The sequence below is a fragment of the Exiguobacterium sp. ZOR0005 genome, assembly GCF_000798975.1.
In the GTDB taxonomy this organism is placed as follows: Bacteria; Bacillota; Bacilli; order Exiguobacteriales; family Exiguobacteriaceae; genus Exiguobacterium; species Exiguobacterium aurantiacum.
The window spans coordinates 41,650-55,933 of record NZ_JTLB01000034.1; the positions used below are offsets into that span (position 1 = coordinate 41,650).

14 protein-coding genes are annotated in these 14,284 nt (G+C 53.0%); 1 reads left to right on the plus strand and 13 read right to left on the minus strand.

Going from position 1 to position 14,284, the window contains the following annotated elements:
- Positions 1-4: 4 nt before the first annotated feature.
- From floA to L971_RS13865, 10 genes are all read right to left on the minus strand, one after another.
- Positions 5-988 (minus strand): flotillin-like protein FloA, encoded by a 984-nt coding sequence (gene floA, locus L971_RS13820; protein WP_024371439.1) that lies wholly within the window; start codon positions 986-988, stop codon positions 5-7.
- On the minus strand, positions 985-1,497 hold the full coding sequence (locus L971_RS13825; protein ID WP_024371438.1) for an NfeD family protein: 513 nt from the start codon (positions 1,495-1,497) through the stop codon (positions 985-987). The genes floA and L971_RS13825 overlap by 4 nt, the downstream gene beginning before the upstream one ends.
- 133 nt (positions 1,498-1,630) lie before the next feature.
- Positions 1,631-2,080, minus strand: coding sequence for a GatB/YqeY domain-containing protein (locus L971_RS13830; RefSeq protein ID WP_024371437.1), 450 nt, complete (start codon positions 2,078-2,080; stop codon positions 1,631-1,633).
- 33 nt (positions 2,081-2,113) lie between these two features.
- Positions 2,114-2,308, minus strand: a complete 195-nt coding sequence (gene rpsU / locus L971_RS13835; RefSeq protein ID WP_029334745.1) for a 30S ribosomal protein S21 — start codon at positions 2,306-2,308, stop codon at positions 2,114-2,116.
- Between the two features lie 77 nt (positions 2,309-2,385).
- Entirely contained in the window at positions 2,386-3,051 is a 666-nt protein-coding gene (gene deoC, locus L971_RS13840; protein WP_024371436.1) for a deoxyribose-phosphate aldolase, read from the minus strand.
- Positions 3,052-3,141: 90 nt separating this feature from the next.
- The gene (gene rarD, locus L971_RS13845) at positions 3,142-4,005 is read right to left on the minus strand and encodes an EamA family transporter RarD (protein ID WP_231557616.1); all 864 of its coding nucleotides are present in this window, start codon (positions 4,003-4,005) and stop codon (positions 3,142-3,144) included.
- A 146-nt stretch (positions 4,006-4,151) separates the two neighbouring features.
- On the minus strand, positions 4,152-5,309 hold the full coding sequence (locus tag L971_RS13850; RefSeq protein WP_047376351.1) for a bifunctional cystathionine gamma-lyase/homocysteine desulfhydrase: 1,158 nt from the start codon (positions 5,307-5,309) through the stop codon (positions 4,152-4,154).
- Entirely contained in the window at positions 5,275-6,213 is a 939-nt protein-coding gene (locus L971_RS13855) for a PLP-dependent cysteine synthase family protein (protein WP_024371433.1), read from the minus strand. The genes L971_RS13850 and L971_RS13855 overlap by 35 nt, the downstream gene beginning before the upstream one ends.
- The gene (locus L971_RS13860) at positions 6,214-6,681 is read right to left on the minus strand and encodes an S-ribosylhomocysteine lyase (protein ID WP_021065678.1); all 468 of its coding nucleotides are present in this window, start codon (positions 6,679-6,681) and stop codon (positions 6,214-6,216) included.
- Positions 6,678-7,322 carry a trans-aconitate 2-methyltransferase gene (locus tag L971_RS13865; RefSeq protein ID WP_024371432.1) on the minus strand — a complete coding sequence of 215 codons (645 nt, stop codon included), beginning with the start codon at positions 7,320-7,322 and terminating at the stop codon, positions 6,678-6,680. The genes L971_RS13860 and L971_RS13865 overlap by 4 nt, the downstream gene beginning before the upstream one ends.
- Before the next feature lie 318 nt (positions 7,323-7,640).
- Here L971_RS13865 and L971_RS13870 point away from each other — a divergent pair, with 318 nt between their 5' ends.
- Positions 7,641-11,306, plus strand: coding sequence for a S8 family serine peptidase (locus L971_RS13870; protein ID WP_052200413.1), 3,666 nt, complete (start codon positions 7,641-7,643; stop codon positions 11,304-11,306).
- A gap of 35 nt (positions 11,307-11,341) precedes the next feature.
- Here L971_RS13870 and L971_RS13875 read toward each other — a convergent pair whose 3' ends face one another.
- Genes L971_RS13875 through dnaJ form a run of 3 tightly spaced genes read right to left on the minus strand, consistent with a single transcriptional unit; the run spans position 11,342 to position 14,152 of the window.
- Entirely contained in the window at positions 11,342-12,088 is a 747-nt protein-coding gene (locus L971_RS13875; protein WP_047376355.1) for a 16S rRNA (uracil(1498)-N(3))-methyltransferase, read from the minus strand.
- 4 nt (positions 12,089-12,092) lie between these two features.
- Entirely contained in the window at positions 12,093-13,031 is a 939-nt protein-coding gene (gene prmA, locus L971_RS13880) for a 50S ribosomal protein L11 methyltransferase (protein WP_024371429.1), read from the minus strand.
- 17 nt (positions 13,032-13,048) lie between these two features.
- Positions 13,049-14,152 carry a molecular chaperone DnaJ gene (gene dnaJ / locus L971_RS13885; RefSeq protein ID WP_024371428.1) on the minus strand — a complete coding sequence of 368 codons (1,104 nt, stop codon included), beginning with the start codon at positions 14,150-14,152 and terminating at the stop codon, positions 13,049-13,051.
- Between the last annotated feature and the right edge of the window lie 132 nt (positions 14,153-14,284).

Genomic DNA, 14,284 nt, shown 5'->3' on the forward strand with positions numbered 1-14,284 from the left:
TCGATTACTCTCTATTGTCAGATTCGACTGGGTGACCGATCGCTTTGCGCATGTCTGTATCGGCTTGGACGTTCAAGTAGTTGACGTAGTCCATAACGCCGAGCTTGCCGTGGCGGAGTGCCTCGGCCATCGCGAGCGGTACTTCGGCTTCGGCCGCGACAACTTTCGCGCGCATCTCTTCAACCGACGATTTCATCTCTTGTTCGCGAGCGATCGCCATCGCGCGGCGCTCTTCCGCTTTCGCTTGGGCAATCTTTTTGTCGGCTTCGGCTTGGTCCGTTTGAAGCACCGCACCGATGTTTTTACCGATATCGATGTCCGCGATGTCGATCGAGAGAATTTCGAACGCTGTTCCTGAATCGAGACCTTTCGTCAACACCGTACGCGAAATCAAGTCTGGGTTTTCGAGAACGTGTTTATGGTTGTGCTGCGAACCGATCGTCGAGACGACACCTTCACCGACACGGGCGATAATCGTCTCTTCACCGGCACCACCGACGAGGCGGTCGATGTTGGCACGTACTGTGATCCGAGCTTTCGCTTTCACTTCAATCCCATCCATCGCCACACCGGCGATGAACGGCGTCTCAATCACTTTCGGATTGACCGACATTTGAACGGCTTCTAGCACGTTACGACCTGCGAGGTCGATGGCTGCCGCCCGCTCAAACGTTAATTCAATGTTGGCGCGGTGAGCCGCGATCAACGCGTTGACGACACGGTCGACGTTACCACCAGCAAGAAAGTGACTCTCGAGCTGGTTCGTGTTTAATCCGATACCGGCCTTAACTGCTTTAATGAGCGGGTTGACGATTTTTGATGGGACGACGCGACGGAGACGCATCCCGACGAGCGTGAAAATCGAGACGTGGACGCCTGCCGCGAACGAGCTAATCCATAATCCTACCGGTACGAACGTGAAGAATACCGCTAGGGCAATCAAACCTCCACCTGAGATGAGTAACGTGGTCAATAGTTCTGGTGTCATTCTGTTACATCCTCCTTCGGCTCTACAAAGCTTCGGACGACGACGCGTCCTGAATCCACTTTATACACCTGAATTTTAGTTTGTTGATCGAGATAGCTACCCTCTGTCACGACATCGATTCGTTCTCCTTCAATCTCAGCGGTACCCGCTGGACGAAGTGGTGTCAACGTGACGCCGACCTTACCGAGCAAACTTTGTTTGTCAGCGTGTGACAAGTACCCTTTTTCTGACGACGTCGAGTCCGTCAAAATCAAGCCCTTGTACATGAGCGACCGATTCGATTGCAAACGTCGGTACGCCCAAAATCCAAGTCCGGCAACGATGGCCGTGGCCAAACCGAGCGATAGCCACAGCTGGCCGATCGTGGCGCCTGCCATAATCAGACTGGCGACGACCGCCCCTATACCAAGCACTCCAAACAATCCAAAACCGGCAACGAACACTTCAATTCCAAGAAGGACGACTCCGACGAAAAAAACTGTCAGAATCACTCCGAGACCAAATGTCATCGTATTGCTACCCCCTTCCAAATAAAAAGCTACCTCTTATCTCTAGTGTATACGAAACGAGATTGAATGTGGTTTCAGAATACGCAAAAAAAGGCAGAATCTTTTGGAATTTCCAAAAGACACTGCCAATTCATTAGTTCGTCAATTGTTGTTTGACAATTCGGTTCACAAGACCACCGTCTGCCTTGCCTTTAACTTGAGGCATGACGACGCCCATCACCTTACCCATATCAGACGGACCCGCCGCGTTCGTCTCGGCAATAGCTGCCTTGACGATCGCGGTGACATCCTCTTCAGAAAGCTGTTCAGGCATATAGGCCTCTAGCACGACAATCTCGTCAGCAACTTTAGAAGCAAGATCTTCACGACCAGCGCTTTCGAATTCTCGGAGGGAGTCTCTGCGCTGTTTCATCTCTCGGTTGAGCACCGTGAGTTCCTCTTCCTCGGTAAGATCTTGTCGGCCAAATTTGATAGCCTCATTTTGGAGCGACGCTTTCACCATCCGGATCGTCGTGAGACGATCTTTTTGTTTGGCGCGCATGGCTTGCTTCATGTCGTCCGTCAAGCGTTCTTGAAGACTCATGAGCCAACACCCTTTCTACAAAAGAAACTGAAATTAGAATTTCTTACGCTTACGCGCAGCTTCTGATTTCAATTTGCGTTTTACGCTTGGCTTTTCGTAGTGACGACGTTTACGAACTTCGGCAAGAGTGCCGTCTTTCGAAACACCGCGTTTGAAACGACGAAGAGCGTCTTCAAGCGATTCGTTTTTACGGACACGAGTTTCCACTAGTTTTCCCTCCCTCCGAATTACACGACTAAGGAAACGTGTTTCACACGTCATAACATATTATAGTGAAATTAATTCGTAAGGTCAACCACTAGTTATTAATAGTCGCTATCTGAACGACCGCCTGTGACGATGGCGATTCCAGCCGAAGCACCGATGCGTGTCGCGCCGGCATCAATCATTGCTTTCGCGCCTTCGAAGTCACGGACACCGCCAGAAGCCTTCACACCGACATCAGGTCCGACCGTCTCACGCATAAGTTGAATATCTTCAACCGTCGCTCCACCTGTCGAGAAGCCCGTTGACGTCTTCACAAAATCCGCGCCTGCTTTGACAGACAATTCAGCCGCTTTCTTAATTTCTTCTTTCGTAAGGAGACACGTCTCGAAGATCACTTTGACGAGCGTACCGTTCGCCGCTTCGACAACCGCACGAATGTCGCGTTCAACGAGGTCGAAGTCGCCGTCTTTCATCGCACCGATGTTGATGACCATGTCGACTTCGTCCGCACCTTTGGCGATCGCGTCCTTCGTTTCAAACGCCTTCACTTCTGGCGTATTGGCTCCGAGTGGGAATCCGATGACCGTACAAACTTTTACCTCGTCATCTGACTTGAGCTGTTCAGCCGCGTAAGCTACCCATGTCGGGTTGACACAGACGCTAGCGAACTTGTATTCGAGCGCCTCTGCACAAAGTTTCGTAATCTGGTCTTTCGTTGTCTCAGCCTTCAAAGCTGTGTGGTCGATATAACGTGCTAATTCCATCGTTAAATTCCTCCTTCGATCAATTAGTCTGACATATAGGTCTGACATCTAACATATTATCATGTTTCTTTCCTTTGTAACAGCTTTCATTTATATGAGTTGACGCCGTTTTCTCGTCTGGACCCAACTGTTCCAACTGAAGAAAAAGATGGCGACCCATATACATGTGAACGCGAAGATATGATATGCCGTGAACGGTTCATGATATAAGATGACGCCGATGGCAAGACTGAGCGTCGGGGCGATGAACTGCAGGAAACCGACGAGCGTGAACGGGATGTGCTGGGCCCCGTAACCGAACAATAAGAGCGGCAACGCGGTCATGACCCCCGTGCCGAGAAGGGCGAGCCAAATGACTGGTGACGTCGTCAACGTGAGTGTCTCGCGCGACGCCTCAAACCCAAGGAATAGGATCGCGACCGGGACGACAGCGAGCGTCTCGATCCCGAGACTGACCGTCGAGGCGAGCGGACGTCGCTTCTTCACCAACCCGTAAAAGCCGAACGTGCTCGCCAGTACGAACGCGATCCAAGGGAACGACCCGTACCCGAACGTCAAGACGAGCACACCGACCGCCGCCACGCCGACGGCGAGCCATTGGACACGGTTTAATGATTCCCGAAATACGAGCACCCCTAACACCATGCTGACGAGCGGATTGATGTAATAGCCGAGTGACGCCTCGATGATATAACCGTTGTTGACGGCCCATATGTAGACAAACCAGTTCGCACTGACGATAAACCCGTTCAACATGAATGCGTTTCGTGTCGCCCGGTGCCTGAGCGCATAATTGAATTCTGTCCATTGTTTCGTCCACTTTAAGACGAGCAAGATGAAGAGAAACGACCAGACGATCCGGTGCGCGAGGATTTGACTGCTCGGGATCTCTTGTAGAAACTTCCAATAAATCGGGAGGACCCCCCACATGACGTACGCGCCGACTGTGGTCATGACTCCTTTATTCAACATATTCACCTGCCCTCTCATTCAATTAACGTCAGTTTAGTCGATGCGTTATCGACATTCAACACATTTCTTTCATATTATACACGACAAAAAGAGGCGTGCCGAAAGCAGCGCCTCTCTTGTTTGTTCCTTTAGTTTGAAATCGTCGCGACGGATGCGAGCGCTCGTTCTAAATCTTCAATCAAATCAGCCACATCCTCAAGACCGACGGAGATGCGGACGAGCCCATCCGTAATCCCAAGCTCAAGGCGTCGTTCCGGAGGGATGGACGCGTGGGTCATCCGTGCTGGGACACTAATCAAACTCTCGACCGCGCCAAGACTTTCCGCGAGCGTGAAGTAATGTGTCTTCGCGACGATGAGTTCTGCCGCTTCGGCCGATCCGACGTCAAACGCGATCATCCCGCCAAATCCACGTGCTTGTGACGTATGCACGCGCTTCGCTTCATCGCTTGCGACGCTCGGGTGCAATACGCGTCCGACCGCCTCATGTTTTGTCAAAAAGTCGACGAGCGCGAGTGCGTTCGATTCGATTTCTTCCATCCGGACGGCAAGTGTCTTGATGCCACGGACGACTAGGAAGCTATCCTGTGGTCCAAGGACGGCGCCGACCGAGTTTTGGAGGAACGCCAAGTCCTCACCGAGTTCTTCGGTCCGAGAAACGACGAGCCCTGCGACGACGTCACTATGGCCACCTAAATACTTCGTCGCACTGTGGAGCACGTAATCCGCTCCGAACTCGATCGGATTTTGGAAATACGGCGTCATGAACGTGTTGTCGACGACGAACAACGTGTCTGCCTCATCCGCGATTTGACGCATCTGCTTCAAATCGGTGACGTTCAAGAGCGGGTTCGTCGGCGTCTCGACGTAAATCATTTTCGTGTTCGGTTGAAGCGCGGCACGGACCGCCGTTTCATCGGCCGTATCGACAAAAGATGCCTCCAGGCCAAGTGATTGAAAGACTCGATTGAATACACGGTACGTTCCCCCATATACGTCAGAACCGACGATGACGTGGTCCCCAGATTTTAAGAGCATCAAAATCGTCGATACTGCCGCCATCCCTGAGGCGAACGCGAATCCGCGTGCCCCGCCCTCGATGTCCGCGATCAGCGTCTCGAGCGCTGTACGCGTCGGGTTGGCGGTACGTGAATACTCATACCCTTCCCGCAGATTCCCGATTCCGTCTTGTTTGTACGTGCTCGTTTGATAGATGGCCGGTGTGACGGCCCCAGTGAGCGGGTCGGTCGTTTTACCGCCGTGAATGAGTGCTGTTTTTGTACGCATGTTCTGCCTCCTCGACTATCCCTTGACTTAAATATCGTTCCACACTATCCGGCAAAATCGTGACGATCACGCCGTCTGTCATTTGATTGGCTTCTTTGACGCATGCCGCGATGGCAGCGCCCGATGAACTACCGATGAGAAGACCTTCACGTTTGGCCATATGGGCGACGTAGTAAAACGCTTCCTCATCTGTAATCGTATAGATGCCGTCCACGTATGTTTCGTCTAGGAAGACGGGCCACGATTCGACACCGATTCCTTCGGTCTTATGCGGACCAGGAGCGCCACCGTTCAAGATCGATCCTTCTGGCTCGACGACGATCGTTTTCGTACCGTTCGGTCGAAGCGTTTTCGCGACACCCGTGAACGTCCCCCCGGAACCTGCTCCCGCAATGAATACGTCAATGTGCGGAATGTCGTGCAGCAATTCCAAGGCGAGCGTTTCGACGTACGCGTCCGGATTGTCCGGGTTCGAGAATTGTTCCGGCAAATACGCGTCGTGCTCAAGTGCCAGCGCTTTCGCTCGTTCAATCGCGCCTTTCATACCAAGTTCTGTCGGCGTGTTGATGACGGTCGCCCCGAGCAGGCGCATAAGCGCCTGTTTTTCTTGACTGAACTTTTCTGGGGTGACCGTCATCAGGTTAATCCCGAACTTTTGACAGGCGAGCGCTAGTCCGATCCCTGTATTCCCAGCGGTCGGTTCGACGACCATCCCCCCGCGTTTAAGTTGTCCCCGCTCGATGGCGCGCTCAATCAACTGAAGGCCGAGCCGATCTTTCACGCTCCCGCCAGGATTTCGCATTTCCATCTTGCCGAACACTTTGACACCTTTCGGGATAGGTAACGTCGTCAACTCGATCAGCGGGGTATGTCCGACGAGCTCATACACATCCCGGACGATCATTTACGCCTCGTCCTTGAAGATGATGTGCCATTCGTCACGCTTCGCTAGCATATCGGCCGCGAGCTTTTTCGCGCCCTCAAAATCGTGATGGTTCGCGCTTCCGCATTGAATCGGGTTTTGCGCCGGTAACTCCGTCGCGTTCGCAGCGTCGCGGAGCGTCGCTTCGACGAGGTCGAGCATCGCTTCGTAATCCCCATCGTTGAGCATCGTCCAATAGAAGCCTGTCTGGCAACCCATCGGCGATACATCGATAATTTGATTCGAATGGCTGCGGCTGTTTTCAGCAATCAAATGCTCGAGCGAGTGGACGGCCCGCATCGGCATGAGCCCCTCGTTCGGTTGAATGAAGCGGATGTCATATTTATAAATCGTATCGGCCGTTCCTTTCTTCACTCCGGCTAAACGGACGTAAGGCGCTTGTACTTTTGTATGGTCTAAGTTAAAGCTTTCGACTTTATAACTTTTCATGATTGCGTTCCTCCTGATTGTTTCGTGGCTACGACGAGCCAAACGAATTTGTTTTTCTGTTCCATCTGCACAGCGTATCCGTTGTCTTCTAAAATCGAGCGGATCGTGTCTGTGTACGGATAATACTCGCGATTCAAATCTTCTACCAAGTCAGTGAAACCTTGCGATACGGCCCAATCGATGATTTCCGTTCGTGCCTCGACAGACGCGAACATCGTGTCGAGCAGGACGAAGCGAGGGGAATCGAGGTCGTTGACGTAACTCTCGATTGCCTGACGTTTTTCGTCGTCCGTCAAATGGTGGAACGCGTAGGACGATACAATCGAATCAACGCGTTGCTCGGCCGGGTAGTTCAAGAAGTCGCCCGTCTCCACTTCAATCCCGAGCTTTTGAACCGCGACCTCCCGCATCTCATCAGAAGGCTCGATCGCAATCAACTCGTGCTGTTTTAGAATACGGGCACTCAAATTACCTGTCCCGACGCCAAACTCCATGACGCGCCCTTCTAACTGCTCAACGACCTCGTCAAGCATCGTGTCGTATCCGGCGAACACTTCTTTATATTGTTCGTCGTGCCCGCTCACTGTCTCATCGTACTGCGACGCCCATTCTTTGAAGATTTCCATGAACTGAAGCCCCATCGATTCACCTCATCCTTTTTATTCCGACTATGTTGATATGTTTTATATGAATTCTATACACCGACAATACCAACTTTCCAAAAAAATCTCAAGTGAATTGTTTTTGAATGAGATGAATTTTTAGTTTTTTTCACACTAAATGAAAAAAGACCTACCTCGCCGATGGAGAGGTAGGTCAAAAGTAATTGTCAGAATTTTTTAATTTGTTCAAATTCATTACCCTATCGTTTAAAAAAATACAGGATTTATCATCGTTATTCCGCTATGATTTTCCACAAATGGATTAAATCATTTAAAAATTGATTGGAGGACATCATTTTGCCACAACCTAAGTTTTACGTAAACGTATCCCTCGCGACGTGCCTCGCGTTGACGCCAGGCCTACTCGGTCTCGGTGCTGAACCTGTACTCGCGAAACCATCTGTGAAACAAAGTATCGAAGTCACGGACAAGCAAGAAAAAGTACGCGTCGTCGTCGAGCTTATCGGCGCCCCTGCCATCGAGCAAGCGAAACAAAAAGGAAAGAAGTTTAACGCCCTCACGAAAACAGAGAAAGACCGGGCCCACGGTCTCGTCAAAGCGGAACAAAAGAAAGCGAAAGATGCGATTTCAAAAAAAGGTGTGAAAGCTGAGCCGATCGAAGAATTCACGACCGTGTTCAACGGCTTCAGTACGTTCATGACGACGTCAGACATTCAAAAAGTCGAGGCGTTACCTGAAGTTGCCGCCATCCACCTCGTCAACGAATATGAGCGTCCGGAAGTGAAGCCTGACATGGTGACGAGCAACGGCATGGTCCAATCGCAACAAACATGGGGCGACTACGGTTATACGGGTGAAGGAACGATTGTCGCCGTCATCGACACAGGCGTCGACGCGGACCACCGCGACTTCCGATTGAGCGACCGCTCAAAAGCCGAGCTATCCGAATCAGAAGTAGCGTCCGCTGTTACCGACTTCGGTTTGGCAGGTGCCTACATAAACGATAAAGTTCCATACGCCTACAACTACTACGATGAGAACGATGACATCCGCGACGATTCACCGGGCGCCTCGATGCACGGGATGCACGTCTCCGGCACGGTCGCCGCGAACGGGGATGAAGCGACCGGTGGCTTGAAAGGTGTGGCGCCGGAAGCACAAGTACTCGGTCTTAAAGTGTTCAGTAATGACCCGAACTACGCTTCGACTTACGGGGACATCTATATTAAAGCGATCGACGATGCCATCAAACTTGGTGCCGACGTCATCAACATGAGCCTCGGTTCGACGGCAGGGTTCGTCAGTGCGGATTCGCCAGAACAACAAGCCGTCCAGCGCGCAGTCGACAACGGTGTGTTCATGTCGATCTCGGCAGGAAACTCGGCCTACTTCGGAAACGGCTACGACTTGCCTTACGCCAATAACCCGGACACGGGCGTCGTCGGTGCCCCGAGTGTCAGCTCCGCCTCGACATCGGTCGCCTCTCTCGAGAACGACCAAATCCAACTCGACGCCTTCTCGGTCCGTTCAGGCGAGAAGACCGAGAAAATCGGTTGGAAGAAACAAGACGGACCTGCATTTTCAAACGGCGAATATGATATCGTCTACGTCGGCGACGGTCAGCCTAGCCAATACGTCGGCAAAGACGTCAAAGGGAAGATTGTCGTTGCTGTTCGCGACGGTGCCTACTTCTACTCGAACATCCAACTGACGGCCGAAGCGCAAGGCGCGGCCGGAGTTATCGTGCGAGGCGCGGTCGGTCATGGTGACTACGTCAGCATGGCGCTCGCCAACCCAAAAATTCCGATGGCCTCCCTCAGCATTAAAGACGGGAACGAGTTACGCGACCGTCTCGTCGCTGGCGAACAGATGCGCATCGGGTTCAACGGGGACCGTATTAGCGTCGCCAACCGCGCGGCCGGCGCCTTATCGAACTTCACATCGTGGGGCGTGACGCCAAACCTTGACTTCAAACCTGAAATCTCGGCTCCAGGCGGTCAGATTTTCTCGACGCTCAACGATAACCAATACGGGCTCATGAGCGGGACGTCGATGGCAGCCCCTCACGTCGCAGGCGGAGCCGCCCTCGTCCTTCAACGTGTCGACGAACAGTTTGTTCTCGACGGCGTCGACCGGGTCACGATGGCGAAGAACTTGTTAATCAACACGTCGAAAGCCGTGACCGACATCGGTCCATACAACCAACAATTGAAACAAAACATCCCGTACACGCCACGTCGTGGTGGAGCCGGCTTGATGCAATTGCATGCCGCCGTCTCGACTCCGGCCGTCGCTTACGAGAAAACGTCGAAAGAAGCGAAAGTCGCACTGAAAGAATTGAACCGCAGTAAAGCGACGTTCACGCTTGTCGTCGAGAACTTGTCGAACGAAGCCGTCTCGTACGACGTGTCGTCGTCACTCCAGACTGACCTCGCAATCGAGCGCACGGCAGGTGTCATTCAAAACGCGATGGAAGCCCAGCCGCTTCAAAACGCGACAGTGACGATCAATGGTAAACGTGTGAACGCTGTGAAGCTAAAACCGAAGCAAAAGACAGAAATCAAAGTCGCTGTCGATGTCTCGAAAGCACAAGTGTTGAACCCGAAAACGTTGAGCGGCCTCGTGGCAGCGAAAGACGTGTTCGAGAACGGCTACTTCGTCGACGGCTTCGTCCGCTTGACCGATTCGAAAGGATCAGAAGGCAACCCGGACCTCGTCGTGCCATTCGTCGGATTCGAAGGCGACTGGGGCAAAGCACCGATCTTCGATGCATCGGTGTATGAGTCGGGATCGTTCTACGAAACGGCAGGAATGGTTGATCAGACCGGGAATTACCTAGGCGTGAACCTCGATAATTCATTGAACTTCGATTCGATCGCCTTCTCTCCGGACGGTGATGGAGTGAAAGACGCAGCCACACCGGTGTTCTCGTTGCTCCGAAACGCCAAAGACGTCAAATATCGCATCGTCGACGAAGCTGGCAACGTCGTCCGTACGCTCCGTCAAGACGATGAGTTACGCAAAAACTACTTCGACGGCGGACGCAACACACCGTACTACTATTCAGCCGACTACAAGTGGGACGGTCAGTTGAACGGGAAACCAGCTCCGGCCGGAAAGTACTTCTATGAGATCGAAGCAAGCATCGATTACATGAAAAAAGAGGCACAAAAACTTCGCTTCCCAGTCAAAGTCGACTACACGGATCCGACGTTCACAGCGAAATGGCTTCAAGACAGTTTGGCCGTCCAAGCAAAAGACGACTTCGCCGGCGTACGCTCGGTCGAGTATCTCGTCAACGGCAAAGCGGTCGCCACGTCGATGAACGCCTCGGCGTCGCACACGTTCGCCTCACTTAGCGAGACGGATAACGTCAGCGTGCGCGTCACCGACCACGCCGGTAACAGTACGACGAAAGCGGTCGCTTATTCGACAGACGCGGAGAAACCTGGAGTTTTCTTGACCGCGCCGCTCGCGCTCGCACCGTATGCGACTTCGGTCATCCCGATCTCAGGATCGATCCAAGACGCATCGGCCATCCAGTCGTTCCAAGTCGACGGCATTGATGTCCCGCTCACGTTCAACGAATCGACGAAGCGTTACGACTTCAACACGACGCGGACGTTTGTCGACGGTGTCCATAAACTGCGTTTCGTCGCGGAGGACGCGGCCGGCAACGTCGCCAATTTCCAACGGACGATCTTCGTCGATGCGACACCGGCGACGATCTCGTTCGGGAAGCTTCCTAAAAATATTAATAAAAATCAACAGACCGTCCGCTTAGACGTGACGGTGAAAGACAACTTTGACGAAGTGAAACTTCTCGTCAACGGAGATTTGAAGTTCAGCCAAGCACTTAAGGCGCCGTATGAGATGCGTCCATTCTCACGGACCGAGACGCTCACGTTGCCTGTCGTTTCAGGCGAAAACACGTTCACGTTCGAGGCGGTCGACCTCGCGGGGAACGTCACGAAAGAGACGATCACCTTGACGAAGAAATAAAAAAACAGCTCTTGCCGCACGCGGCAAGAGCTGTTTCACGTCAATTCGAGCGCATAGGAGATGGCAGCGAGCGCATAGAGCGGCGCCGTCTCCGAGCGAAGGATTCGGGGACCGAACGCACATGCGACTCCACCTTGTTCTATCCATCCGGCCACTTCGTCCACGTCGAATCCGCCTTCGGGACCGACGATGACAAGAAGACGCGCCTCGGGTTTTAGTGTCTGCAGGATTGTGGCAAATGACGACTGTTCACCGTCTTTCGCCGATTCCTCATAGGCGAGCACGACGGCATCATATGCCTTGAGCTGTCCTGACAACTCTCGTGAGCTGATATAAGAACACGTCGGGACGACGGCGCGGTACGATTGTTCGGCCGCCTCCTGCATGATCTTTTGAAGGCGTTCGACTTTCTTCGGTGCTTTTTTCACGTCCCACTTCGCGACAGAGCGCTTCGACTCGAAGAGCAGCAAGTGATGCAAACCGAGTTCGGTCGCTTTTTGCGCGACGAGTTCGACTTTGTCGCCTTTCGGGAGCGCGTAAGCAAGCGTCACGTCGATCGGCAGTTCGGTCGTCGCCCGCCGCTTCTCAATCACACGCGCCATCCCCGATTTCTTATCGAGCGTCACCACCTCGGCCACGTATTCATATCCGGTCCCATCCAAGAGCACAAGTTGATAGCCTGGGCTTTCCCGAAGCACCGTGCCGATATGATGGGCGACGTCCGCTGGCAGTGCGACGAGGTCATGCGCGAACGCGTCACGGTTTAGAAAGTATCGTTGCATGCCCTCACCCCTTTTTCGCGATGATGGCAACCCAATCTTCCATGACCCGTGTCTCTTCGATCATGAACCCGGCCGCTTTCAACGCCTCGGTCACTTCCGCCCGTTTTTGTCCGATAATACCCGATGTGATGAAATAGCCGCCCGGTTTGACGCGCGCATACGCGTCATCGATGAAGAGCATGATGACGTCGGCCAAAATATTGGCGACGACGAGATCATACTCACCCGTCATCCCTTTCAGCAAATCACCGGTCTTGACGTTGACGACGTCGCCGACACCGTTCGTCTCGACGTTTTGTCGTGCCGACTCGACGGCGACGGCATCTAAATCGAGCGCCTCGACATGATTTGCCCCGAGTTTCGCCGCCGCGATGGCGAGTACACCCGATCCCGTCCCGACATCAATCAAGCGATCATTCGGTTGGATGTAGTTCTCGATTGCTTGAATGCACAACATCGTCGTCGGATGCGTCCCCGTCCCGAACGCCATCCCAGGATCGAGTAAAATCACGTTTTCTTCCGGTTGCGGCACGTAGTCTTCCCATAACGGGACGATCGTGAGCTGTTGCGAGATTTTGACGGGTTTGTAGTACTGTTTCCACGAATGGGCCCAGTCCTCCTCGTCCATCTCGGCCACCGTCACGTCACCGGTGCCGACGTCGAGCACGTCCCGGAGACGGTCGACTTCTTTTTTAAAGGCGGCAAGCGTGTCTTGGAAATCACTCGACGTCGGGACGTACGCTTTCACGTACACACCTGACGTCGGGTACGAGTCACGTCCAGAAACGTCCCAAATCTCTCCGAAATGGTCTTCGGCCATCATCTGGTCGTAGTCTTCCACGTCCTCGATGACGACCCCTTGCGCCCCCACTTCATGTAATAAGTTTGATACGGCTTCGACTGCCTGTTGTGTCGTGTGGACACAAATTTCAGACCATTTCATCGCTTCACACGCTCCTTTTAGTGACTAAAAAACTTTTTCATCTTTTGGAACAACCCGTGTTGTTCTTCGACGCCTGCTTCTCCGCTAATCTCTTCGAACTCGCGGAGCAGTTCTTTTTGACGATCGGTCATGTTTGTCGGTGTCATGATGACGATTGTGACGTATTGATCCCCGTGCCCACCGCCTCGGACGCTCGGCATCCCTTTGCCGCGCAACCGGAATTTTGATCCGGTCTGCGTGCCGGCAGGAACTTTCAAGCTGACTTTACCGTGTACGGTCGGAACTTCGATTTCAGCACCGAGCGCCGCTTGGGTGAACGTGACCGGCATCTCCATCGCGATGTGTTGGTCGACCCGTTCAAAGATTTCGTGACCGCGGACACGGACGACGACGTACAAGTCTCCCGCCGGTCCACCGTTGAAACCGGGGCCTCCTTTTCCAGACATCCGGATTTGTTGACCGTTGTCGATACCGGCTGGAATTTTCACTTCGACGCGTTGCGTTTTCTTCACATGGCCTGAGCCGTGACATGTCGAACATTTCTCTTTGATCGTCTTCCCGGTGCCGTGACATTGGCTACATGGGCGTTGGTTGACCATCCGTCCGAGAATCGTGTTCTGCTCGACCGTCTCGACACCGCTGCCGCCACAACGTCCACACGTCTCCGGTTTCGTTCCCGGTTTGGCCCCGCTGCCCATACACGTGTCACATTCGACTTCGATCTCGAGTTCGATCGTCTCCGTCTTCCCAGTGACACTTTCCATAAAGTCGAGATCGACGACGTATTGATAGTCTTCACCGCGTCGCGGCGCGTTCGGGTCTTGACGACGTCCGCCGCCACCGAAGAACATGTCAAAGATATCGCCGAACCCGCCTTGGAAGTCACCGCCGCCGAACTGGCTTGCCCCTTCAAAGCCGAATCGGTCGTATTGGGCCCGTTTTTGTTCATCGGATAACACTTCATACGCCTCGCCGAGTTCTTTAAACTTATCGGCCGCATCCGGCTCTTGGTTGATGTCCGGGTGATATTCACGCGCGAGCTTACGATACGCTCGTTTAATGTCCTGCGCCGAGGCCGATTTATCTAGGCCAAGCACTTCATAATAATCTCGTTTCGCCACTTCACTCTCTCCTATTCTTGTACATAAAGTTCAATTTTTACCGACTCTACCTTAACATAGAAAGAGCCAAAGCAGAAACCTGCTTTGGCACCCTCCTATCGGTTTTATTATTTACGATCGTCGAGGTCTTCA